This is a genomic window from Mycobacterium botniense (assembly GCF_010723305.1).
GTDB lineage: Bacteria > Actinomycetota > Actinomycetes > Mycobacteriales > Mycobacteriaceae > Mycobacterium > Mycobacterium botniense.
Genome location: NZ_BLKW01000002.1, coordinates 1,420,128 through 1,444,341, shown reverse-complemented (window position 1 = coordinate 1,444,341; position 24,214 = coordinate 1,420,128). Strand labels below are relative to the sequence as shown.

At 66.6% G+C, this 24,214-nt stretch carries 21 protein-coding genes; 5 read left to right on the top strand and 16 right to left on the bottom strand.

Going from position 1 to position 24,214, the window contains the following annotated elements:
* Nucleotides 1-53 precede the first annotated feature (53 nt).
* Both G6N08_RS06715 and G6N08_RS06710 read left to right on the top strand, forming a co-directional pair.
* Complete coding sequence (locus G6N08_RS06715) at nt 54-320, top strand: hypothetical protein (RefSeq protein WP_163755458.1); 267 nt, start codon at nt 54-56, stop codon at nt 318-320.
* Between the two features lie 98 nt (nt 321-418).
* Nucleotides 419-901, top strand: coding sequence for a hypothetical protein (locus G6N08_RS06710; protein WP_163755456.1), 483 nt, complete (start codon nt 419-421; stop codon nt 899-901).
* Between the two features lie 9 nt (nt 902-910).
* On the opposite strand, the gene G6N08_RS06705 is transcribed toward G6N08_RS06710, so the two are convergent.
* The gene (locus G6N08_RS06705) at nt 911-1,264 is read right to left on the bottom strand and encodes a hypothetical protein (RefSeq protein WP_163755454.1); all 354 of its coding nucleotides are present in this window, start codon (nt 1,262-1,264) and stop codon (nt 911-913) included.
* A gap of 166 nt (nt 1,265-1,430) precedes the next feature.
* Here G6N08_RS06705 and bluB point away from each other — a divergent pair, with 166 nt between their 5' ends.
* Entirely contained in the window at nt 1,431-2,135 is a 705-nt protein-coding gene (gene bluB, locus G6N08_RS06700; RefSeq protein WP_163755452.1) for a 5,6-dimethylbenzimidazole synthase, read from the top strand.
* A 658-nt stretch (nt 2,136-2,793) separates the two neighbouring features.
* On the opposite strand, the gene G6N08_RS06695 is transcribed toward bluB, so the two are convergent.
* Nucleotides 2,794-3,558, bottom strand: coding sequence for a trans-aconitate 2-methyltransferase (locus tag G6N08_RS06695; RefSeq protein ID WP_163756782.1), 765 nt, complete (start codon nt 3,556-3,558; stop codon nt 2,794-2,796).
* A gap of 141 nt (nt 3,559-3,699) precedes the next feature.
* On the opposite strand from G6N08_RS06695, the gene G6N08_RS06690 reads away from it, so the two are divergent.
* Nucleotides 3,700-4,614, top strand: a complete 915-nt coding sequence (locus tag G6N08_RS06690; RefSeq protein ID WP_163755450.1) for an amidohydrolase family protein — start codon at nt 3,700-3,702, stop codon at nt 4,612-4,614.
* A gap of 67 nt (nt 4,615-4,681) precedes the next feature.
* Here G6N08_RS06690 and eccE read toward each other — a convergent pair whose 3' ends face one another.
* The 13 genes from eccE to G6N08_RS06625 all read right to left on the bottom strand — a co-directional run bounded on the left by eccE (nt 4,682) and on the right by G6N08_RS06625 (nt 22,841).
* Entirely contained in the window at nt 4,682-5,707 is a 1,026-nt protein-coding gene (eccE, locus tag G6N08_RS06685) for a type VII secretion protein EccE (protein WP_163755448.1), read from the bottom strand.
* A complete protein-coding gene (mycP, locus tag G6N08_RS06680) occupies nt 5,704-7,092 on the bottom strand; it encodes a type VII secretion-associated serine protease mycosin (RefSeq protein WP_163755446.1) in 1,389 nt (462 codons plus the stop codon). The genes eccE and mycP overlap by 4 nt, the downstream gene beginning before the upstream one ends.
* Complete coding sequence (eccD, locus tag G6N08_RS06675; protein WP_163756780.1) at nt 7,089-8,510, bottom strand: type VII secretion integral membrane protein EccD; 1,422 nt, start codon at nt 8,508-8,510, stop codon at nt 7,089-7,091. The genes mycP and eccD overlap by 4 nt, the downstream gene beginning before the upstream one ends.
* 62 nt (nt 8,511-8,572) lie before the next feature.
* Entirely contained in the window at nt 8,573-9,433 is an 861-nt protein-coding gene (locus tag G6N08_RS06670; RefSeq protein WP_163755443.1) for an ESX secretion-associated protein EspG, read from the bottom strand.
* Nucleotides 9,434-9,462: 29 nt separating this feature from the next.
* Nucleotides 9,463-9,753: a WXG100 family type VII secretion target gene (locus G6N08_RS06665; protein WP_163755441.1), complete on the bottom strand. Its 291-nt coding sequence runs from the start codon at nt 9,751-9,753 to the stop codon at nt 9,463-9,465.
* A gap of 57 nt (nt 9,754-9,810) precedes the next feature.
* A complete protein-coding gene (locus tag G6N08_RS06660; RefSeq protein ID WP_163755439.1) occupies nt 9,811-10,104 on the bottom strand; it encodes a WXG100 family type VII secretion target in 294 nt (97 codons plus the stop codon).
* A gap of 133 nt (nt 10,105-10,237) precedes the next feature.
* Entirely contained in the window at nt 10,238-10,546 is a 309-nt protein-coding gene (locus tag G6N08_RS06655) for a PE family protein (protein WP_163755437.1), read from the bottom strand.
* A gap of 24 nt (nt 10,547-10,570) precedes the next feature.
* A complete protein-coding gene (eccCa, locus tag G6N08_RS06650; protein WP_163755435.1) occupies nt 10,571-14,527 on the bottom strand; it encodes a type VII secretion protein EccCa in 3,957 nt (1,318 codons plus the stop codon).
* The gene (gene eccB, locus G6N08_RS06645) at nt 14,524-16,104 is read right to left on the bottom strand and encodes a type VII secretion protein EccB (RefSeq protein WP_163755433.1); all 1,581 of its coding nucleotides are present in this window, start codon (nt 16,102-16,104) and stop codon (nt 14,524-14,526) included. The genes eccCa and eccB overlap by 4 nt, the downstream gene beginning before the upstream one ends.
* Nucleotides 16,101-17,936, bottom strand: a complete 1,836-nt coding sequence (eccA, locus tag G6N08_RS06640) for a type VII secretion AAA-ATPase EccA (RefSeq protein WP_163755431.1) — start codon at nt 17,934-17,936, stop codon at nt 16,101-16,103. Before eccA ends, eccB begins: the two co-directional genes overlap by 4 nt.
* A gap of 308 nt (nt 17,937-18,244) precedes the next feature.
* Nucleotides 18,245-19,798 (bottom strand): PPE family protein, encoded by a 1,554-nt coding sequence (locus G6N08_RS06635; RefSeq protein WP_163755429.1) that lies wholly within the window; start codon nt 19,796-19,798, stop codon nt 18,245-18,247.
* Nucleotides 19,799-20,784: 986 nt separating this feature from the next.
* Nucleotides 20,785-21,690 (bottom strand): class I SAM-dependent methyltransferase, encoded by a 906-nt coding sequence (locus G6N08_RS06630; RefSeq protein ID WP_163755427.1) that lies wholly within the window; start codon nt 21,688-21,690, stop codon nt 20,785-20,787.
* A 254-nt stretch (nt 21,691-21,944) separates the two neighbouring features.
* Entirely contained in the window at nt 21,945-22,841 is an 897-nt protein-coding gene (locus tag G6N08_RS06625) for an oxygenase MpaB family protein (protein WP_163755426.1), read from the bottom strand.
* 68 nt (nt 22,842-22,909) lie between these two features.
* Here G6N08_RS06625 and G6N08_RS06620 point away from each other — a divergent pair, with 68 nt between their 5' ends.
* Nucleotides 22,910-23,551 (top strand): TetR/AcrR family transcriptional regulator, encoded by a 642-nt coding sequence (locus tag G6N08_RS06620; protein ID WP_163755424.1) that lies wholly within the window; start codon nt 22,910-22,912, stop codon nt 23,549-23,551.
* On the opposite strand, the gene G6N08_RS06615 is transcribed toward G6N08_RS06620, so the two are convergent.
* A complete protein-coding gene (locus G6N08_RS06615) occupies nt 23,548-24,123 on the bottom strand; it encodes a VOC family protein (protein ID WP_163755422.1) in 576 nt (191 codons plus the stop codon). The genes G6N08_RS06620 and G6N08_RS06615 overlap by 4 nt on opposite strands.
* Nucleotides 24,124-24,214: the final 91 nt, after the last annotated feature.

The window sequence follows — 24,214 nt, the reverse complement described above, 5'->3', positions numbered from 1 at the left end:
TTCTCGAGTGCTGTGTGACCCCAGGACTCGCCCGTCGGAGGTGTGATCCCGCCTTGCCGCTCACCGACGTGATGAACACTCTCTCGGCTGACGCATCGACGGCCTATGGCACTCGTCGTGGGACGCCAGATTTCGCTACCGTGTTCTTAACCCGTATCCCCGCATACGAGGCCAGTCTCTTTGTGGACAATCTCGCCAACCCCGTCAACGCGATCGGTTTGGTGCTCGGGGCTCAGACCGCGGCCGTCACGCTGGGAAGCGCCTTCGAATTAAATGTTCTCCTGGATGCGGCCGAAATCATCGCGGGCATCCTCCCGTGACCGCCCGATACGGCAACCGCCGCGTCGGTGCCCGTCGCATGGCCCCGACCACGAGCGCTTACCGGATCGAGGATGCGGGTCGCGGCCATACTGGTGTCATGGCGGTCATCGTCCGCAGGCTGTTCGGTATCGGCAAGCTGCCATCCGAGCTGCGTGCCGAGGTCGAAGCGGAAGGCTTGCTGTATCTCGCCGACTATGTGCCGGTGACCCGGCGGTTCAGCGGCGCCATTCCGGGCTTAAGGGCCTCCCACAGTGTCGCCAGTTATGTGGGGTCACTGGTGTTCACCTCGGATCGGGTGCTGGCGACGCTGGCGACGTTGCCGAAGATGGCCGGTCCGACCGTCGACACACGGTGGGACGCGCCGCAGATCGGCGCGGCCACGGCGGTGATCTCGTCGACCGGTGTGCAGGTTGACATCGATGTCTTTGAGGTCGACCCGAGGTTCAGCGGGCATCTTTCGCTGCACTACAAGGCCACGATCCCGGGCGACGTGCTCACCGGGCTACCGCGCCGATCGCTGGCCTTCGGCGTGCCGCCGGAATATATCGTCCGCGCGGTCGGTGTCGCCTATCACCCGTAGCCGGGGCGGTTAATCACCGAATCCGGTTGAGCGCCCCAGTGTTATCTCCGGCCACGGTGGGCGGCGCAGGACGGCCAGACTGCCGATCACGGCCGACAGCAGGCCAGTGATCACGCCGATCAGCGCGATCCTGTTGACATCGACCGCCGCTACCCAGGACGCGCGATCGCCGCGCACCACGAACACCCCGACCGGGGCGATGGTGAACCGCGCCAACTTGGTGTCCTCACCGGGCTTTCCCCGGCCTGCAACCCGGGCCACCGGGATCACAGTCACGCCGCCGGGTGTTTGGTAAGGCTCACCGTAAACGCGTCTGGCCATGCCGTCGGCGCTCAACTGATCAAGGGCATCAGGAAACTTCATGGCACATCTCCTTTGCGTTTCCCGCCGGGGTGCCGGCTTACCGCACTCACTATGCCCGGTATGGGCCGCCGTGGTGTGTCGACGCAGCCTCGGCGACCCGCCCGGCCCGAGGTTGGCTCGCCGGCCGCCCATCCCACTGCCGCGGGTCGATTCCTACGATGACCCCATGGCCGATCACGCGTTCAGCGCCCACGAGCGACAAGCGGTGTATCGCGTGATCTCCGAGCGGCGCGACATGCGCCGCTTCGTGCCCGGCGCGGCCATACCCCAGCCGGTGCTGGCGCGGCTGCTGCACGCTGCGCATGCCGCGCCCAGCGTGGGACTGATGCAGCCGTGGCGGTTCATCCGGATCACCGACGAGACGCTGCGACGCCGCATCCACGCGCTGGTCGACGAGGAACGCCTGCTCACCGCGCAAGCCCTGGGGCCCCGGGCCGAGGAATTCCTGGCGCTAAAGGTTGAAGGCATCCTTGAGTGCGCTGAGCTGCTGGTGGTGGCGCTGTGCGACGGCCGGGACGCCTACGTCTTCGGCCGCCGCACCTTGCCGCAGATGGACCTTGCGTCGGTGTCGTGCGCAATCCAAAACCTGTGGCTGGCCGCCCGCTCGGAAGGCCTGGGCCTGGGCTGGGTGTCCCTGTTCGACCCGCAGCGCCTCGCCGCCCTGCTGGCGATGCCGGCCGACGCTGAGCCGGTGGCCATTCTGTGCCTCGGCCCGGTGCCCGAGTTCCCGGACCGTCCGGCACTGGAGCTGGATGGCTGGGCCTCCGCTCGTCCGTTGACGGAATTCGTCTCCGAGAACCAGTGGGGTGCGCCGCTGCAACCGGGTATGCTGCGGCCCGACGCCGGTGAGGCCCAACTCCCGAACCAATGAACCCGATTTAACCCTTGCCCGCACTTGCGCCGATCAGGTGTTCGCGGTGCCCGGCTCGGACCGGCACACGCGCTGCAGGCCGTCACGCCTCGCTGAGAACCGGCTCCAGCGCATGTCGGCCCAGCCCGCAGGGCTGTGTAGCAGACGTGGCCTGCCCGCCCCACACACCAACCCGTTCGCGCAGCCCCGCCTGCGGTACTGACCCGGAGAGGCTTGTGGCTGGCACGGTGACCGACCGCCGATGCGGCAGTGTGCTGCTGGTGCACCGGCATGACCTTTGGCCGCTGCCTGGTCGTCTACGCGCATGTCGATGTTGCGGAGCCGCGACTGGACCAGTGGGCCGACGAGAGCATCCCGCGAGGACACATGCCACCGCGCCGTTGTGTTCGGCGTCTGCGAGGACACCTTTTCACCCGAAATACCTGCACAGCAACGGTCCGATCGGCCTGGCGCATCCCGGCCGGCGGTCACCCTATTCGGGCCATTCGCACACCGGGGTACAGCTACATCGAGAACTATGCGCATCAGCCTCTGCACAATTCGCTCGCCGATGGCGAGAATGACCATGCTCAGGTGATCGCCGGCGATCTGGCTATCCGGCTGCACGATTGGCGCCGGCCGAGCGGTGGCGTCGGGCCGCCCTCGCCGCCAGGGGTTTTCACTTCACTTGCGCCACGACGAACACGCGCCGGAAAGGGAAAAAGGTGATACCGTCGGGACGTCTCGGGTAGGCGTCGGCCAGCAACGGGGTGAGCTCCCGGCGAAATTTCTCCCATCCCTCATCGTCGAGCCGCTCCCGCACCGGTAGCAGCGCGGTACCGGTGATCCAGTCCAACACCGGGTGCTCGCCAGCTAATTGGTGCAGATAGGTGGTCTCCCACGCGTCCACCCTGCACCCGGCGTCGATCATCAGCTCGGCGTAGACGGCCGGCGGGTGAGCTGCCATGCCAACTCGAAATTGTATGTCGCGCAGTGTCTTCGCGAAGTGCTCGCGGCGGGCGACAGCGCGCACCGCGGCGTAGGCGGGCGACTCGAAGTTGCCCGGCATCTGAACGGCGATCCACGCCCCGGGGGCGAGCTCGCGAGCCCAACGGACCATCAGCTCGGTGTGTTCAGTCACCCATTGCACCGCGGCGTTGCTCAACACCACGTCGGTGTCCATCTGGGGTTTCCAGTCCCGCAGGTCAGCGAGGGTGGCGTCCACACCGCGCGCCCGCGCCGCTGCGACCATCTCCGGTGAGCTGTCCAGCGCCTCGATCACCGCTTCCGGCCAGCGCCGTCCCAACTCCAGCGTGAGGTTACCCGGCCCGCACCCCAGATCCACCACCCGGCGCGGTCGCTCCGCACCCACCCACGACAGCAAATCGTAAAATGGCCGGGCACGTTGATCCGCAAAGGCCAGGTAGATGTCGGGATCCCACATATCGGACCTCCTGGTCAACACCACCACGAGCCGGCTGATATAGACAAACCGTATTACCGAGCGTTTCCCGATGAGGAGAGACATGGATCAACGGCCCGCGGCTCGGCCGCGCAGCGTTTGCAGCGGACGGCAGCGCCGCACATGACGGTGGGCACCGTGGATGAAACCCTGGCGGTACGGCAGATCTGGTCTGCCCTGGGCCTGCCCGGCATCATCGACGTGCATACCCATTTCATGCCGAAGTCAGTGCTGGACAAGGTGTGGAGCTATTTCGATTCGGCCGGCCCGCTGGTGGGCAGGACGTGGCCCATTACATACCGCACCAATGAATCTCGGCGAATTCATACTCTGAGGCGGTTTGGTGTGCGCGGCTTCACTGCGTTGGTTTATCCGCATAAACCGCACATGGCGGCATGGCTCAACCAGTGGGCTGCGCGGTTTGCCCGCTCGGTTCCGGACTGCTTGAAGACCGCGACGTTCTACCCTGAGCCGGAAGCCGGCGGTTATGTGGAAGCCGCCATCCGCGATGGGGCCCAGGTGTTCAAGGCCCACGTCCAGGTGGGCCGCTACGACCCCAACGACCCGCTGCTCGATGATGTTTGGGGAGCAATCCACGACGCTGGCGTACCGGTCGTCATTCACTGCGGTTCCGGCCCGGTTCCGGGACAGCACACCGGCCCGGAACCGATCCGCCGACTAATGCGCCGGTTTCCGCAACTGCGGTTGATCATCGCGCATATGGGGATGCCGGAATACACAGAGTTCCTTGATATCTGCGAGCGTTCCGCTCAGGTGCACCTGGACACCACAATGGTCTTCACGTCGTTCGTCGAGGAGGTCATGCCGTTCCCTCGCTCCCAGCAGCCTCGGCTGCAGCAGCTGCGCGAACGCATCTTATTCGGCAGTGACTTTCCGAACATTCCGTATCACTATCTCGAGGCGATGCAGGCACTTACCCGGCTTCGCGGGATCGACGATGATTGGCTGCGTGCGGTCTTCTACCACAACGCGGCGGATCTGTTCTACCCGCCAGACAACGCCGCGCACAGCCGCTGACCATCCACGGGCCGGCGGCTGCCGGTCCGCGGCACACCCGGCCGGCGGCTGTACCGGAAGGGCATGGTCATGCCGGAGCCCGTATTTGACCGGCGGCCCGGTGCCGCGACGGAACCATCACCGGAGCAGGCGCCGCGCTGGGCCAGGGCAAACGCTCCAGCAGGCCGTCGGGCGGCCGCGCATGCCCGCCAAGTCGCTGGGCAGACAGCGGATGCAATACGGTCAGCGCAGCCTTGTGGTTCCCGCGTTGCGGAGACACGCCGGGTGGTGCGCTGTGCGGCGGCGCGTCGGTGCGAAACGCACAGGCAGCCGCGAGGGTTCGCCGGGGCCCATCCGCGCCGATCTCCAGCACCGTCCAGGTTTCGCGAGCGGGATGCGAGCGTATCGCCGCTAGTGTGGACGGCAGGTCAGCGTCCACGCTGACCTGATATGCCGCAACATAATCCGTGCTGCCTTCCTGAACCGCGCGCCAGGTTTCACGGGCGGTCGGGGAGAAGAGGGGCGGGATGTCGTCGGCCGCGACAAGGCCGGCCTCCCAGCCGAGCTCGCGGAGGTGGTCGGCGAGCCGGCGGGCTGCGACGTCGGCGGTCTCGCGCAGCGGAATCCTCGGGGAGCGGGCCTGCAGCGCGGCCAGGTTGTCGACAGCCGAGAGTGTCAGTCCGATCCAGCTGGTCCGCCGCGGCGTCTCGGTCTCAGCTGCGGTGTCTCGGCTGGTGATCCGGATAGTATCGGCCCGAATACCGTAGCGGTTCAGATATCGTGCGATCAGCGGAAGCGGGAGCAGGTCCGGGCCGGTGAGCGGCGGCGCGATCTGCAGCAGCGCGGTGGTCCGCACATCGGCGCCGGTTCGCCGCCGCGGCCGGTTCCCGTTCTTGAGCTGCAGCATCGCGAACCGTCGCCGCAGGATCGTCGTGACGTGCAGTCCACGCCACCAGCCGAACAGCAGGATCACGGCGACGACGGCGATACCGAGGACTACCTGTTCTCGCATCGATTGCCAGGGATAGGCCATCGCGGCGGGCACCAGCACCAGCAGCGCGACGGCGCTGCGCGCAGCACCCGGCCAGACGATGGTCGAGTGATGCAGGCTCATCCGGCAGGCTCCTTTCGTCGGCGCGCCACAATCGCGACAGCGGCTACAACAACCAGTGCCAGCACCGCGGTCCCGGCGAAGGCAACGGTCCGCGGGGTGGGATCTTTGGCCGGCGGCTCTGCAGGCGCGGCGATCGGTTTCACCGGCGCGGCACCAGGTTGAGCAGTGGGAGGCAGTTGCCAAGTCAGGGCCGCGGCCGGGTCCAGGGTGCCGGCGCCAACCACATTGGAAGGGACGCGCGCCCCGTTGTGCGCGGTCGCGGTGATGCGCTGCACCACCTGCGCCGCGGTCAGGTCCGGGTATTTGCTCCGGATCAGCGCAGCCACCCCAGACACATATGCCGCCGCGTAGCTGGTGCCGCTGAGCGGAACCAGCTGCTGCTTCTCGTTGGGCAGGCCGTTGGCCAGGCCGGCGCCGTCGCGGTTGCTCACCGAGACGATGCTTTCCCCCGGCGCGGCGATACCAACCCACGGCCCGGCCATGCTGAATTTCGATGGTTGCCCATCCGGGGTCAGGGAGGCCACTGACAGCACATAGGGCTGCCACCACGACGGAATCGACACCGAGGTAACGCCCGCCCAGTCGCGCGGATCCTCAGGGCGGCTCAGGTCGGTGAGGGGGTTCGACTCGCAAGCCGTGCCGCCGCCGACCGAACCGGCCGGCCCGGTGTTGCCCGCAGCGGCCACGATGACAGCGTCTTTTTCCACCGCGGCGTAACGCAGCGCGGCGCCCAGCGCTGCCTGGTCTAGGCCCCGGTCGGCGGGTAAGCAAGTCACCTCGGAGATGTTGATCACCCGAGCGCCCAGATCGGCGGCATGCACGATTGCCCGGCCCAGCGTCATCACATCCAGGGAGGCCTGCGCCAGCAGCGGGTCACCCCCGGGCTGCCGCGGCGAGAATTTCATCGACGTGGCGCGGATTGACAACAGCCGCGCCGCGGGCGCCACCCCCGAGAACCCGTCGTCGCCGGGCTGGCCGGCGATGAGGCCGGCGACCAGGGTGCCGTGCCCGTCGCAGTCGGTGAGACCGTCGGTCGATTCCACATAGTCCCCCCCGGGATCCACGTTGGGCAGCCGCGGCCCGGGGTGTACCCCGGTGTCGATGACCGCCACCAGCTGGCCTTCGCCGCGGGAAATCTGCCACGCCGCAGGAAGATTCAGCATGGCCTGGTTGGACGTGGGCGCGCGGGGGTCGGTGCCCGGGATGACCCCGGAGGTGACGCACTCGCCGCGTTGCTCCATCGGCTGCACAGGTCCCGGGGTTCCGTTCGGGGGTGGTACGGCGGGATCGACCTCCGGCCTGCTGATCGCCAGCGCTGCCGGAGCGGAGCCCAGAGCAGCAGCCAGTACCGCGGTGAAGCAACACAATCCGATCGTGCGGATCATCGATTGAGCACCACGCTGAACAGGCCCGCCAAGTAGGCCATGACGGGGATCAGTGACGCGTCGATGCCCGAAGCAACAAAACCGAGCACCCGGCGCACCGGCAGCGAATAGCTTTCCGGCGACGCGATCCGGGGACTCAGCGCGACCACCACCCAGGCGAACACCAGCGCGGCGAGTACCAGCCCCGCGCACAGCGCTGCCACGTAGCGTCCTGTCGCGGTGTAGAGCACCAACAACGCAACGGTCACCAGGTAGGGCTGGGCCAACAGCCAGGCTTTACAGGCCGCTGAATCCCACACGCGGGCGCGCAGCGCCGCCGCGGCCGCGGTGGCGGCCACCAGATACCAGCCCCATCCCCCCACCGCCTCCGGCCGGCCGGCAATCGCGACCGAACCTAACACGCTCAGCAGCGCAGCGCCCGCGACGAAACCGGTCTGGTGGGCGTCGCTGATCCGCACTCGACGCGGCAGATCCTCCAGCAGCGGCAGAGGTGGCGCCGATGGGGTGGGGTCGCCCGGTGCGGGGATGACCGGCAGCGGGAACCGGGCGGCCAGCGCGGACAGCTGGGCTGCTGAAACGGTGATCAGCAGGGCAGCCACGATCAGTCCGCAGCCGAGGCTGAGTAGCGGTAGCTGCCACAGCAACTCGGCGCCGGCGGCGAGGGTGACCACGGCGCCGAGCACCGTGGCGGCGGTGAAGAATCCGACCGCGCGCTCACGATCTCGGGTGGGCAGTATCAGGCTGATCAACGACCACGCGGTGACCCCGGCCGCGCCCAGCATCACGTGCGCGGCGCCGATTCCGCCCGGGACTGCGAGATCCAAGGCGGCAGCAACCGGCACCAACGCGACGATAGAGAGCACAAGCCCGGTGTACGGTGAGCGGGCCCGGGCCAGCAGAGCGGCCAGTACGGTGAGCGCCGCGACCGTCCCCAGCGCGATCAGCCCTGCCGGGGCTCCGGTGCGCACCCGGAGGGTGAACGCCAAACCGGTTGCGGCGATGACCAAGCCGGCAACCGCAATCAGCGCTCCACGCTGAATGTGGGCGGCGCCCCACGGCTTGAGTCGGGATTCGGAGAAGATCACCGCGGCGTCGGCAATATCCTCGACGATGCCGGGGGCGGCGGGACCGGGCGGCACCGGCTGCAATGTGAGCAGGTCGCCGTCCACGACGCCGACGGTGTCCAGGCTGGCATCCAGGCTGAACGGCGCCCCACCGATCGGTGCGAGGCTCAGCCGAACCGGGGCGGCCGCATCATCCCCGCCGTCGGCAGCGTCATCGGAAGCGGCGGGTGCCGCCAAACGCCTTATGGCGGGCAGGATTTCGCGCAGCGGCAGCTCCGCGGGCAGAACCATTTCGGTCAGCCGGCTGTCGGCCAGGATGGCGACACGCACAATGGGCATGGCACCGCTGGACATCACCGCTGTACCCGCATCAAGGGACATCACTACCTCTTCTCTCTCCAGACGGCCACCGTGTGCTAGGACAGCTGGGCCGTGAAATCTCGGGACAGCCGCACCTGGGGGAACCACTGGCCACCGGGCAGCTCAGCGGTCAACTGTTCCACTGCGACGGCGATCGCGAACGGCGTGCCCGGGCGAAATGTCGACACCCATTCACCGTCAAAGGCGCGGGAGGGGCTGACCACGATCCGGCCGGCGGTGGCGTCAACGATGCTCATCCCCACCTCGGTGCTCACATGCCGTCCGTCGTGGCGGCAGCCGGCGACGATCTCGACGTAGCTGCGCGGGCCGGCGAAAACCGACTCCACCACGGGGCGTGCTGACTCCGGGATACCCAGGTAGTCAAGGACTTTCGACAGCTCTGCGCCGGAACGCAGCTGCTCGTCGGCGCGGGCACCGACCCGGGCCGGCAGGCTGAACTCATCGAACCTCGCGGGCGGCCGCTGAGCTAACCCGGCTCCCAGCACCGGGACCAGCGCACGAGGGTCATCAATCTGCATCGCTGTCAACGTGATCAGCTGGGCGTTGCGCAGCGCGACCACGGTCCTGCCGGCGCGGCGCGCGACAATGCCGCGCAACAGGTCACAGCCACCAAGAACCTGAGAGGGGCCAACATAGCGCAGATCCAGCCACCGTTCCGGGAAACACACCACCCGCACCCAGTCGGCCACTGCGGGATGGACGGCGCCGTCCGGGGACAACAACCTCATCCTGGTCAGTTCAGCAGCCTGACGTTCGAAGAACACCGACCGTTCCGCGGTGTCGCGGTAGGGGACGGTGATCGCAAGCACCCACGGGAATGTGCCCGCTCCAACAGTTTCTGCGATGAACCACGCCTGGTCGACGGTCAACTCGACAGCGTTAGGTTCAGCGCCCATGTGAGCATCTCCCTAATCTCGCTCAGGGTTTAGCCACCCCATTTGGCGGCTTCGGCCTGATCGCGGGCGAGCATTGACGTGGTGTTCATCTCGTGGGTGCCGGCCATCGCACGGTAAGCCAGCACGAGTTGCTCCATCGCCTGATTCCACTGGGTCTGCCAGGCTTGATAGGTCATGCCGGTGTCGCCCTGCCACGCGCCCGACAGCGCAGCCTGCTCGCTGGCGATATCGGCACCAAGACTTTGCAGTGTGCCGGCATAGGCGGACATGTCGGCGGCATGCGCCAGCATGGCCGGGTAGTTGTACATGATCTGGGCCATCGTTATTCCTTTCCTAAATCCTTTCCTGAACTCAGAAATGTTCAGCAGTCGCGCAGTTCAGAACGCGGTGTAGCTGCCTGCGGCCGCAGAGTCGGCGGCGACGTAGGTGCCGGCGGCATCGCCGATGTTGGCCTGGGCGATATCGAGCAGTGTGTTGATCCGCGCAGCGACCTCAACGAAACGCGCATGCGCCGCCTGGAAGGCGGCAGCCGACTCACCGACATGGAACGCCTGCGCTGAGAGCGCTTCCTGCTCGGCCTGGCTGATGGTGGATCGCATCAGGGCCGCCTTGGAAGCAAACGAGGACTGCGCCGCCACCAGTTGCGGAATATGCGCATCGAGAAGACTCATGATTACACCTTTCAATCGAGTGCGGTTGATGGACAAGAAGTCTCAGTGTGGCCCCTTCCTCCTCTCGGTCGGGCTGCCCAAAGCGAGCTCGCAGACACCCCGGGGAATGCCGCCGCAATCGGGGTAGTCATCGTCAGCTGCCGGCGATCCCGTACGACGCCGCGGCGGCCGCATCACCGGTGGCGTAACTGACCCCCGACTCGCCCACACCCACACCGGCGCGGCCGAGCTCTTCCACGCCCTGGGCCGCCACCGCGGCATGTTCGCTGCCCCGCGCGCTGAACCCGGCCGCGGTTTGCACAGACACCGGATCAGCGGCCGGCGGCACCACCGCCGTAATCGCCGGAGCCGCAGCGGCATGCGCGGCCGCGAGGCGCGCAGTCAGCGCCTCCACCGCCGCGCTGGCCGCGGCCAGGCCTTCGGGAACAACTCGCAGTGTCATCTCAGATACTCCTTCCGATGAACCTCACCGGCCGTCAATGGCCACGTTTTCGTCGATCAGCGGGTTGACCAACTGCACATACATCGGGGTGTCCGCGTCACCCAACAGGATTGCCCGCCCCGCAGGCAGCCGGGCGAACCGCTGACCGCGGATTTTGCCGCCATCTTGCGGGTTGCCCGACAACATCAACGTGGTCGCCTGCAGATCGTTGAGCCGACGCAGTAACGGGTTGGTCATCAGCGCGTGCGCCGATCCGGTGGCGCGCGCGGTGACGATCACCCGTAACCCCAAGTCGCCGGCCTGCCCCAGCAATCCGATAAGGCTGGTCCACGGCCGCTGCCCGGCGTAGGGCCCGCTCACTGCCGGCGTATCCGGTATCTGGTCGACATCGTCGATGATCAGGTAGTGGACATGGCCCTGGTAACGCCACCGGGACAGTTCGGCCGGGGCCAGGCCTGCCGGTGGGCGGCGTGACTCGATGATCGCCGACAGACCCAGCATCGCCGGGATGATGCGGTCGATGTTGGCGGTGTACTCGTTGTCCGGGAACAACGGCTCGTCGACGAGATGCAGCCGGCGATCCAGCACGGTGAATGCCACCTGCTCGGGGGTGGAGTGCTCACGAACCGTGCGGATGATGTGGCGCAGCAGCGCGGTTTTGCCGGACTTGGTGTCGCCCAGCACCATCAGCAGCGGGTTTTCAGCGAAGTTGATTTCCACCGCGGCCAGGTCTTCTTCACGCTGCCCGATGACGACCCGCTCCGGGCCCGGATACAGGCTGCCCAACGCGGCCGGTGCCAGGTTGGTGGGCAGCAGCCGCACCGGCGGGGCGGTGACACCAGGGGTGCGGGCGTTGATCGCCGCGATCTGGTCGAGCTCCGGGGTCGCGAACAAGAAGTGCTCGGCGGCCATGGTCAGCCCGCGACCGGGCTGATCGGGGGGCACCGTCTCAGCCGGGCGGCGCAGGGCGCCCAGCACCCGGACATTGCTGTCTCGCGGGTCATGCAGCTTAAGCTCGAGCCGCATCCCGAGGCCATCGCGCATCGCCAGTGGTATCTCCAGCCAGCTCGGGGTGGTGACAATCACATGAATGCCGTAAGCCAGGCCCACGTTGACAAGCTCAGTTACTTTGGCCAGCAATGGGTTTCGAGTGTTGAATTGATCGGTGTTGTCGCGGCTGAAGGCGTAGATGTTGTCGATGACCAAAAACACCTCACCGTAGCCGTCGTCGAGTGACCAGCTGTCGGCGCGCCGATCCCGGAAGACCTCACGCCGTTGGCGGGAAGCCAGCAACTGTTCGAGTTCGCCGAACGTGCGCCGGATACGTTCAGGCTCCAGCGGGGAGGCCACGCTACCGACATGCGCCAAATCCTCCAGCGCCCGGAGCCCGCCGCCGCCGTAGTCCAGGCAGTAAAACGTCACCTCGGCCGCCGAGTGCAGGTGCGCGGCCGACAGGATAAACGTCTGCAGCGCCGTCGATTTGCCTGACTTGGGGCCGCCGTGAATGACCATGTTTGCCGCTGAGGACATCGCGTCGAATACCAGCGGATCGCGGCGCATCTCGAACGGCTTGTCGATCTCGCCCAACGGCCAGCGCCACTGCCGGGGGGCGATCCCGGCGCGCGCGAGCACGGCCGAAAGCGGAATCGGGTCGTCCAGCGGCGGCAGCCACAGCTCCGGCGCACGCGGACCGTACCGGGCCAGCTGATCCCCGATGGTGGCGATCAGCTTACGCGGCGGGCCGGCCGGCTCCTCTTGGTCGCTGGCGATCACCGTGTCCGGGTCCGGCTCGACTCGGCCTGCGGTGAACCGCTTGGGCTCCGGAGCAGACTGCACGACAAATGTTTTCGTCTTGCGCGGCGGCTCGTAGATGCCGTCGACATAAGTGCTGCGGAACTTGATGGGCGCCGCACCGGGCGAGGGCACCAAATAACCCTCACCCTTGTGTTCTTTGCCGGGTTCGATATGGTAGGCGTCTTCCACGCCGATGATCTGGCGAGAAATGCTGGGGCTGGCCACTTTCAACGCGATCCGGTACGAGGTGTTCTTGTCGATGTCTTTGATCTTGCCGACATCCAAGGTCTGCGACGCGAACAAAATGTGGATGCGCGAGGAGCGGCCCTTGCGTGCCACATAGTCGAAGAGTTCCGCGTATTCGGGGTAGTCGGCCAACATCAGGGTGAATTCGTCGGCGACCACGAACAGCGTGGGGATCGGCGGCAGGTCGTGTCCTGCTGCGATCGCGTTTTCATATTCGGCCACGGAGTTGAACGCACTGCCCTGTACGCGTCGGCCCGCCTCCCGCAACAGCCGCTCGCGGCGCGCCACTTCGCCGCGCAGCGTGTCGGCGAATCGTTCGGCCAGCGATTTCTTTTCGACCATGTTAGAGATCACGGCAACGACTTGCGGGAAGTTGCGGAAGCTGTCTGCCCCCGCCTCGCCCTTGAAATCGGCGTAGATGACGATCAACCGCTCAGCGGAGTGTGTGGTCAACAGCGACAACAGGATCGACATCAGGGTCTGTGACTTGCCGGAGCCGGTCATGCCGATCATCAGGCCGTGCGGGCCCATCCCGCCTTCGGCTTCGTCTTTAAGATCGAAGATCAGCGGCTCTCCGGTCGCGGTGACCCCGATCGGGACCCGCAATTCCTGCTCACGGGGACGACGCGCCCACAATGTCGGCACGTCGAGCGCCGAGGCGTCGGCAATCCCCAGCAGCGTGGTGAAACTCGCCCCGCGGGTGGCCGCCGAGCGCAGCCCGGCATGGGTGGGGTTAGAGTCCCAGCGGGACAGCCGGCGGGCCAGGTGAGCGGCCTCGTCGGCGCTGAGCTGGTCTGCGGTGTCGATATAGCGCTGCCACCCCCCGGTTTGCCAGCGGTCGATGGCGCCGTCGGCAATCCGCAGGATCGGCCGCTCGGGATCCGGATACTGCTCGCGGTGTGGGGGTGTGGTCGAGCGGTGCACAACGGTGACGCCGGACCATCCGGCAGCCAGCGGCGAGCCGGCGACGTCATAGTCAGGATCGTCGACGACGATCAGCAGGTGCCGCAGCGCGTCCGTCGGCCCGGCTGTGAAGGTCGGCCGGTCGGCGAGCGCGGGCCCCAGGGCCGGGGCCAGGGCATCGAGGTTGGTCGACAAGTAGCGAGCAGGCCCGGCGCCGTCAAACTTGCCGGGAATGTCGACGTGTGGCAACCACTTTAGCCAGGACCACTCGGAATCTTCCAGATCTGGTGTGGCCAAGGCGATCCCGAGAACCGTCGGGTCATGCCAGGTCACCGCCTGGGCAATCCAGGCACGCAACGCGGCACGAACTTCGCCGGCGTCACCCAGTACGGTGATCCGGGACACTGTGGCCAGGTCGATACCGACCGGCATATCGCGAACAGTGCGCTGGGTGTCAAGCAGGCTGCGTAACGCGCTGTGGCACACCGGTTCCAGATCGATCTCATCGGCAGTGTCGTTGACGCGCAACGCCGTCGCCAGCGGTACCGAGTGGCGCCCGGCGCGCACCACCAGGAAGTCGTCGTCACGCGGATCGCGTTCCCACTGGCGCCGCGACCCGGGGATAGCGGTCAGCTCTGCCGGGTCCGGATGCGACCATTCAGCCGCCGCCCGCTGTTCGGCGGCCTGGGTACGGATGTTGTCTCTGACCACCGACAGGTAGCGCAAGTAGTCGGCCCGCTCGGCGTCGACCTCCTCGGTGCGCATCTTGTTATCCGTGCCGCGGTAAAGCGCGGTTGCGGCGAGCAGCAGCACAAACGGGAAGAACAAGGTTTGCGGTGAGATTAGCCGCATCCCGGTGGCGATCATCGCGACGACCATGCCCACGATCAGGATCACAATCAGATACGGCAACGCGCGCCGCAGCAGCGAGGGCGGGATCACCCGGGGCAGTTCGGGGGGCGGCTCGATGCTGATGGTGCCTTTGCGAACCGCCGGCGGCGGCAGCCGGCGGCGTGTTTCGAAGATCAGTCGGCTCATCGGGACTCCTGCTGGGCTGAGATGGGGCGGCGCGGTCGCGAGTCGGCCGCCAGGCCATCGTGCGCCAGCAGGGCATCGGTGCGCGACAGCGTGGGACCGGGCGCAAACAGCGACAGCATCGACCACGGGATAGGAACGGCAGGCGGGATAAGGCCGAGTGCTTCAACTGTTTTCGTGCTCTGCCCGCTGCTGGACTCGGTGTCGATGCCGTATCGGACGCCGATGTCGGAGATCCAAAACAGTGATCCCGCCGGGGGGGTGGCCGGGCCATCGCCGACCGTCTGCGTGAAATAGCCGGTCCCGGGCGTCAACGCGACCCGGGTGGCGGTGCCGGCCGTACCGCCACCGACCAGCTCCACGGTGCGGACCGCATCGGGTATCGGTAGCAGCGAGCCGGACAACAACGTCAGTGAGCTGGCGGCCGCTCCGGCCGGCTTGCTCCAGTGCACACAGGTGAGCGGGTCACGCGCGGGGTCGACGAGGGTGAGCCGCTGCTCGGGATAGCGGGTACCGTCCAGCAGCCGCGACACCGGTAGCCGGGCGACCTCGTCGGCGCCCAGCCTCGGCGGCTGGTCCAGGCCGTAGGAGTTGGTGTTGCGCAGTATCGCGGCCAGCACCGGTGAAATGGGCTGCAAGCCGTCGGGCAGCACCGCGTAGTACCGGACGCTGTGATCTGAGGTGCTGTCCAGGGCGTAGGACATCACCACCGCTCCCACCGGCGCGGGCCGTGGCAGTGCGAACCGTGGCGGGTTGCCCGCACCCGGGATGAGCGGTGCTGTCAGCGGTGGTGCTTCGGGGATCGCGTTGAACAAACCGGTCGCGATCGGCCGCGGCGCGGGCAGATCGACACCCAAGCCCAGTGCGTCGGTAACTGCGCGATCGGCTACGTTGATACGGCTGCGCCGTCCATTCCACAGCAACCAGGTGCCCGCGCCGTTGTCGGCCAGGACTGCGTGTCTGGCGTCCAGCGTGCCGGCCCGGGCCCCACTGTGGTCCAAGCGCCCACCGATCAGTGTGACCCCCTGAGCCGGTCCTGAGACCGCGTCACATACGGTCCAGTCGGCATCCCGGGAGCTGTTTTGCACCATACGTTCCGGCGCTCCCGGAATGCCCAGCAGGCTGCCGCGCGGAAACCGGTCCAGCTCACTGCTTTTCACCGTGGTGGGGTTTAGCGGACGGCCGGTGATCAGCCGGGCCGAGGTCAGGTTCAGCACCGGGTGCAATTGATCGCCCACCCGCACGTACAGCGCGGCGGTGGAACGATCGGCCAGCACCGGGTTGCTCGCCACCGACCCGCTGGGCCGGATCAGCGAGAACACGAAGCAACCCGCGAGGCCAGTGATCATGATGAGCACACCCATCAACACCGCGCGGGCCTGGGTGCGCAACGGGTCGACCAGCATCCGGGTGTCATGCAGTGCTACCCCGGACGCGATCCGGCGCATCACGAACCGCCAGCCGGTCACCTGGTGGCGGGTGACGAACCCGCGGCGGTAGACCACCTGGTGGGGGTTGTCGTTGACCGGGGTACGCGAGGCGAACGAACGCCTGTCGCCGCCCGGCTGGCTGCCCGTCACGCCGGCACCTCGAGCCCGAGGCCGCGCAGCAGTGGCTCCACCGCATTGGCGACGTCTTCGGCGGTGATCGTCATCAGCTCCTCGTCGGTGAACTCGCCGGTTTCGGCGTGTTCAGAATGATCCAGCCGAAATTCGCGTTCCTCTTCGGACTTTTCCACGACATTGCGGACGAAGCGTCCGTTGCCGGCGATGTCAAGTCCACGACGTTCGACTCCCGACGAGTCGGGTTTGGACGTGGTGGCCAGCTGCTCGAAAAGTCGTTCCATATCCTCGAGCGCGGCCGGTTCGAAGACGCTGTCGCGCTTTTGGGCCATGAAGTTGGCGATTTCGATCAGCTCCGCCGGTGTGTAGGAAGGGAAGTCGATGCTGCGGGTGAAACGCGATCGCAGACCCTGGTTGGTGTCGAGGAACTTGTCCAGGTCGGCGCGGTAGCCGGCGACAATCACGACCAGCCGGTCGCGGTCGTTTTCCATACGGGCCAGCAGTGTGTCGATGGCCACCAATCCGAAGTCGTTCTTGGCGCCAGTGGCGACCAGCGCGTAGGCCTCGTCGAGGAACAGCACCCCGTCTAGTGCGCTGTCGATGATCGCGTTGGTCTTGGCCTCGGTCTCCCCGATGTGCTGGCCGATCAGATCGGCACGGTGCACCTCTTTGATATTTTCTTTTTTCAAAAGACCCAGGCCGCAATAGATTTTCGCGATGACGCGGGCGATGGTGGTCTTGCCGGTTCCGGGCGGCCCGGTGAAGACCAGGTGGTGGGTGCGCTGCGCGACTTCCAGCCCGCGCTGCCGGCGCACCAACTCCATGGCTACCGAGCTCTTCAGCCGCGCCACTTGGTTTTTCACTTGTTCAAGACCGATGAACTCGTCGAGCTCTTTTTCCGCCTCAGCGAGAAGCACTTTCTTGCGCTCACGGGATTCGGGATCGATGAAGTCCTCCGCGCCCGGCTCAGTGCCGGGGTTCCACGGATCGCTGCGGGCCTCGATCCGGGCCGCGGTGGTGGTGATGATCCCGAAGGTGGGGTCGGAGAGCGCCTGTTCGACCTGTTTGTTTTCCGGATTGGCCGCGTACAGCTCCTGCAGAACCTCAGTGGCGCTGTCCTCATCACCATCTGCGCGCAGCACCAGCGCCTTGGCCAGTGCGCCGTCGACAGCAGCCACCGCGATAGGCCCGCCCGGTTCCTCCAGGTACGACAATGCCGGAGCGAACATGCCCAGCCGGGCCAGCGCGATGCCGAGGGTGATCTTGGCGGCATGGGAGAAGAGTTCGTCGAGGCCGGGATCGTTGATGATCGGGGTGAGCAGTTTGACCACATCCGACCAGCGCTCGGCGCGGTTGTGGATGGTGACTTCCACCCAGCGCGCCTCGCGCCAGCTTGGCCGGCGTGCGGCGACATCGCTGACCAGCTTGTGCGCATCGGCATACTGTCCGGCCATTGCCAGCGACGCGGCGTAGGCGAGGTGGAAGTCGTCCGGATCGGTCGCCCGGAAACGCAGATACAGCCCGGTGTCGTAATGGAATCCCAGAGCTTTGGGCTCGAGTTGTATCTGGCGCTGCAATACGCCTGCGGTCGCGGCGGTCTGCGAAACCGCTTCCAGCACACGGGGTGAGACGTCGCCGGCGGCGGCCAGTCCGGTCCATGCGTCGCACTGGTCATAAGCGATTCGAGTCAGCGCGGTAAACCCTGCGCGGGCGGCCGGGAGGTCCGCCGGGCGCCGCCGGTCATAGACCGTCAGGCCGAGCGCCCGGCAGCAGGTCGCAAAGCGGCTGACGACGTCCCCATCTACCCGGGGCGGCCGAGCCACAAGCACACTGGCGTCACGGTTTTCCATGGCTACACCCGTCCCCTCGAGCCAGTAGTGGGTAGGCTAACGCCGCGCCAGCTCGTCATGCAAGCGATTTGCAGACATGGCGATAGGGTGACCGGGGTCTGCGAGCGAGACATCAGCTAACGTCCGCTGCGGTCGACGGCGGTCAGACCGCGATCCCCGCTCGCGCCCTGCTGACCCGCAAACAGCGGTCTGTGGTTGGTCGCTGTGGAATGCCCGCCGGTCGCGACTGCTCGGGCTGAGCACGTCAACGCCTCGGCAACGCGTGTCGTCATCCCTCTCTCCCATCGATGGCCAGTTCACGGGTGGCTTCAGGTGCGCTTGTCACCGTCCGCAGGGTTACCGGTCTCGTCGGTATCGCTGCCCCAGCAGCCCGGCATCATCGGCACGGTGGGGCCGTCGCTGAAATCATCGCTGGCCAGCGTCGTCAGGCCGGCAGCCTGTGCGACGCCGGCTTTGGCCGCGCTTCCGGCAAACCCCACCGCGCCGGCGCCCTGATCGGACGCGGCGATCGACGCCGGCTGCTGCTGCGGTGGAGAACCTCCCGGCCCGGCCTCCATATCCACGTCCATATCCATGAATTCGTCGGCATAGTCCCGCATGGTCAGCCGCTGGCGCCGCCGGGCATGTCTGACCTCCCGGGCCGACACCGTTGCCGCTGTCGCCGTGGCCGGCAAGGAGCTGGCCGGTGCCCTGGCGCCGCGGCGGTCGATGAGCGTGGGGCCGGGCCCGGTCCCGGGATCGTGACCGCCCACCAGATAGCCGAACGCGGGGGCGCTGGCCGGCGGTGCGGCGCCCACGGTCGCGACGCCGCCGATCGACGTTGCCGTTGACGGCAGCGGGGCGCTTGTCACCGTGGGCGGAAGGCCGGCGATCGACCACATGGCCGGCTGCTGGGCTGCGGTGGCCGCGAGGGCTGCTGGGGGTGCGGCGACGGGCACGAGGGCGGGGGTCAGCGTCATGAGCAGCGACTGGAGTGAGTTGATGCCCACACCGATCGCCAGCGGCAGCGCGAACGGAGAGCTCAGGATCATTCCCCAGGTCGGCCAGCCCAGGATGTTGCTCACCACCTCATAGCCGACGAAAAACAGGAAAGGCCCAAAAGTCACCAGCGCCGCAGATGGATTGGTCAAGAAGGAGCTGAGTATCGCCTGCGAGTTGCCGATCGGATTGTGGAGGAAGGCGACAATCTCGGTGAACCCGCCCTCGTAGAAGTTCAGGTAAGCCGACAGCAGATCGGAGAGGCTGAGCGATGCGCCGGACTGCGCGGCTTGTGCCTGCGCCGCGGTGTGGTCGGCGATAGCCATGGTGCCGCCGGCTTCACCGGGTTTGACCACTGGGGGTGCGGGGGTGGTACGCGGCGCGGAGGCCAGCGCGGCGCCGGAGACGGCGTGGTACGTCGCCATTGTGGTGGCAGCCTGGATCCACATCCGCACGTAGTCTGCCTCGTTGAGCGCGATCGGGATGGTGTTGATCCCAAAGAAATTCGTCGCCACCAACACCGCGTGGAGGGCATGGTTCAGGGCCAACTCGGCGAGGGTTGGCATGGCGGCTGAGGCGGCCGCGTAGGCCGCGGCAGCGGCTTCATGCTGGGCGGCCATGCTCGCGCTGTCGGCACTGACCTGGGTGAGCCAGGCCAGATACGGGACATGGGCGGCGACATAGCGCTCGGCACTGGGGCCATGCCACGCACCGGCCTGCACCGCGCCCAGGATTGCGGTGAGTTCATTTGCCGCTGAGGCGTATTCAGCGCTCAGGGATGTCCACGCTCCAGCGGCCGTCAACAATGCACCGGCGCCGGGCCCGCTGGCCAGCAGCGCAGAGTGCACCTCCGGTGGTGAGGCCATCCACACGGGGACAGTCATCGCCCGTCGGCCTGACGCTTCGGTGGTGCCCCCCCGGTGAGAGCCCCGCACCATGACGCGGCCGGGCGCAGACCATCGCGCTCCGGCCGATGTGGTCGAGCCGCCAGCGCGGCAAAACGACCCGTTCCCACGCGTGCGCCCCCTCTGGCGAGCATTGCCTAACCTAACTTCGGTGGTGAAGTTAGCATTGCATAAGCTAAGTGTCGAGACGGTAGTTTGCGTCAATTGTCGACGGCGCTCATGCTGGGGGCGCTCACCGAAGTGCTCCAGGCAATCAGCGGCCCGCGTGGGTTTGGGGTGCCCGCACCGCGGGGCCGGCCCCGCGGTGAACGAGGTGGTCCGGGTGAGTGCGGCCAATCCCGGCCGCAGAGTCGCCCGGCCGACCGGGAACGTCGCGGACTCCCCACCTTCCACGTCGATCGCCTCCTCATCACATCGCTGGTTACCGACCGGGCTAGCTCAGGGTGCAGCCGGCGCTCCCGAGCCCAGTGCTCTCCCCCGGTGCGTGCCCCCGACCCGCGCTGACCAGGACGGACGATACCGCAATCCGGATAAGTTGAAAATGACTTTCATTACTATATGAGACGAGATGGGGCTATATGGGCCGGGCGGCGCCGCCGTGGCGTCCGCTGACCGCCGGCCCGTCGGGTCGGTGATGAGTCGGGCCACCCGCCCGCCACCGGCGTCACGTGATCGTCAACACCCACTGCTCGTCCCGTCGCACCGGTTACCACGGCCCGATCATAGTTACGCAAACACGGAGAGATATAGCATAAAGTTTCGCCGTTGCGAATGTGTAGACCGATTTCACACCGTATATACGGTTTCGACGCGGTATGTTGCAGCCCGCAGATCGTCTATCCATTCAGCGGCGGCCCACCATCAACCCGAAGACCGGCTCGCCAGCCCGCACGCTCACCCGATCACCACGCTGGCGTCAGCCCGCCCGAACCTTCGGCATGCTTCAGGTGCCGTGGTTCACCGGGTCAGTTCTTGACCGCGCTGACGAGAGTATTGCGGGCGACCATCGGTTCGGCTTCGGTACCCGGCCCGGGCACCGGCCGGCCGACCTCGCGTAGATAGTCGGCCAGCGGAGTCGCAACCACCGTCCAGCCATGCTCGCCCAACCACCGATCGGCCGGAGCGAACTGCTCGTTGTAGACCAACTGAAAGAACAGGCGCCCGCCACCCTGAGCGACAGCAGCGCGCTCTTCTTCGACTTTGGCGGCGAAGTGATCCGGATGAAGGGGTGCGCCGTCTTCTACGGCAAAGTGACTTCCCGTACTGGTTAACCCATTGACGCCGACGAACAGTTGCTCCTGCGCGGAAGCCGGCAGATAGATCAGCAGACCTTCGGCAATAAAGGCTGAAGGCTTGCCGGTGTCAAAGCCACTGTCCCGCAAGGCTTGCGGCCAGTCTTCCCGTAGGTCGACTGCAACCTCGCGACGCTCCGCGTTGGGTTTAGCACCGTGCGCGGTGAGTACGTCGCGTTTAAACTGGAGCACCTGCGGCTGGTCCAACTCGAAAATCGTTGTGCCGGCGGGCCATGTCAACCGATAGGCGCGAGAGTCCAGTCCAGCGGCCAAGATGACGATCTGCCGCACACCGGCGTCGGCCGCCCGGCGGAAGTAGACATCGAAATATCGGGTACGAGCGCCCTGGAAGTTGACGAAATGTTCGCCGAAATCGGCGGTCTTAAGCGGGTGCTCAGGTGCTTTGCCGTCGAGAACATCGGCCGCGGGACCGCCTACCGCGCGGCAGAACACCTCGGCGAAGGGGTCGACAGCGAGCGGCTGGGGTTTTTGCGCCTCCAGGGCGCGTGCGGTGGCGACGAATAACGCGGTCGCACCGACACTTGTTGTGATGTCCCAACTGTCACCTTCCGTACGCACCCAACAGACCTTACGTCATCGGCCAGCTGCACCGTGTGTGGGGTGGGCGCGAGCCGTTGCGTCGTACACCGCCGGCGGGCCGGTGCACAGTCAGTGTTGCGGTGTCAGCAGCGTGGGCTCCGACGGTGCCGGCAGTGCCCCTGCCCCGGCTCGTCGCCGATCATGCTGATCAGCCGACTCAACAGAACCTACGTTTGCCGAGGACGTGTGCCGGCGCCGCGGCCAGCAACTGTCGCAGATCTGATCCAGGTTGCTCACACCAGCGGCCGGCCGGTCCTGATGCGCCGGTCGAGATCCCACAACAGCACATTGAACGGGAAGCGGCGCACCACGTGTGGCATCAGGCTGTTTACCGTGCGGAGCACGGCGATCAACCGGTCGAAGCGGCGCTGCTTGGCGGCATCCCAGGGCAACCGCATCTCGTCGCGGAACCGTTGCGGCAGAAAGCCCGTGGTGATCAGCAGCGCGACACGCTCCGACCAGCGCTGCAGTGGGCCGGGCAACGTCATACCGCGGATGCGCCCCGCAGCGATCGGATAGAGATAATCTCGCACAGCGTCGTCGATGTGCACCTGCTCCAGCGACTTGCGCCAGTAGCGGTCGAAAGCGGCTCGATCCGGTGGCCACATCTCCGGCGGCACCTGCAGCGTGGTGGCCAGTGCCATGCCCTCGCGGTAGTGGCGGTCGGCGGCCTCGTCGTCCATTTCGCCGATGAACATGCGGTGAACATCCACCGCGCCCTTGTACAGACACGCCCCGACCCACATCTGCAGCTCGGGGTCAAAGGCGTTGTATTGCACCGGACTCTCCGGTGTCGAATACACCTGGGCGTGTGCGCGGTTCACCGCCCGCCGGAAAGCCGCCTTCTGCGCCTCGGTGCCCGCAGTCGCCACCGCCAGGTAGGTGAACGTGGTGCGCGCCCGCTTGATCGGATGCAGGTCCAGCCGGCCGCTTTCCACCCGGCTTTCCAGCACCCCGTAGCCGACACCGGGACGCGCCAGCTGCATGATCACGTTGGCCGGGCCGGCCAGCAGCGCCACACCCATCAAACCGTCGTCGATGCCCTTCCGGCAAAACCTTGGCCGGCGCCCGGGCCGCGGCGGATCGGCGATCGACCGCTCAACCTGCCGGACTGACTCGCTCACCGTCATCGCCACCTGCCGCTAAATCTGATAACGCGCGTTTCCTGATATTGCCGCGGGTGCGGGCCGGTGTCAAGATGATGCCCATGACGTCAGCCGGAACCTCGAGCGTGCGGCCCTACCGCGGTATCGAGGCCGCCGAGCGACTGTCCGGCCGCCGAAACCGGCTACTGGCCGCCGGCTTGGACCTGCTGGGCGCCGAAATACCGGAAGAATTGACCGTGCGCGGCATCTGCCGCCGAGCCGGTTTGGCCGCGCGCTATTTTTACGAAAGCTTTGCCGACAAGGACGAATTCGTCAGCGCGGTGTTCGACTGGGTGGTCGACGACTTGGCCGCCGCCACCGCGGCGGCCGTCGCCGCGGTCCCCGCCGGGAAGCAGACCCGGGCAGGCATGGCCACTATTGTGCGCACGATCGCCGGGGATGCCCGGATCGGGCGCCTGCTGTTCAGTACGCAACTGGCCAACGCCGTAGTGGTGCGTAAACGGGTCGAATCGACTGCTCTGTTCGCGATGCTCTCCGGCCAGCATGTGGGGGCTGTCCTGCGAGTGCCGGAAAACGATCGGATAAGAGCAGCAGCGTATTTCGTCGTCGGCGGAGTCGGCCAAACCATCAGCGCCTGGCTGGCCGGCCAGGTGCGCCTGAGTCCTGAACAGCTCGTCGATCAGTTGGCGTCGCTGCTCGACCGGCTCGCCGACCCCAACCTGTACTGCGGCTAGCGGGTCACCGGCACCTTGCGGTCGGCTGCCGTCTTCGGCACAGCTTGCGTGTCGTTCTCAGTGAATTCTCTGGTCCAACAAGCAAATTCAAGTGTGATCCCGTCGGGATCCTGGAAGTAGAATGACCGCACGTAGACACCGGGATGCATCGTCGGCGAGACCTGGATCTCGCTGTCGTCGTGGTTGAGCACCGGCCCTACCCGCACGCCCTTGTCCTTGAGCCGCTGCCGGTAGGAGTCGAACTTGTCGGGCGGAACATGAAAAGCCAGGTGGTTCATGCTGCTTACCGAGCTGGTGATGTCGCCGATACCGGGGATGGCCCCCGGCGAAGACACCCCTGGCACCCGGTCCGCCGCGTCGGCGAACCAGAAAAATGCGACACAGTCGCCGTTACCGGCGTCGAAGAAGAAGTGCTGGCCCCGGCCGCCGGGTAAATCGAGCGACTTGATCAACGGCATGCCCAAAATCTCGCTGTAGAACTCCACCGTGCGCGCCATGTCCGAGCACACCAGCGCCACATGGTTGATTCCGCTGAGTTCGAACTCGGAGTTGACGTTATGCGGCTTGATCATCTCGTTGCTCCCATCGGCCCGGCCGCGCTGCCCAGAGGTGAAACTGAATTTAGCATCGGCTTCAGGCTGATTCCAGGGTGTCGCGGGGTTT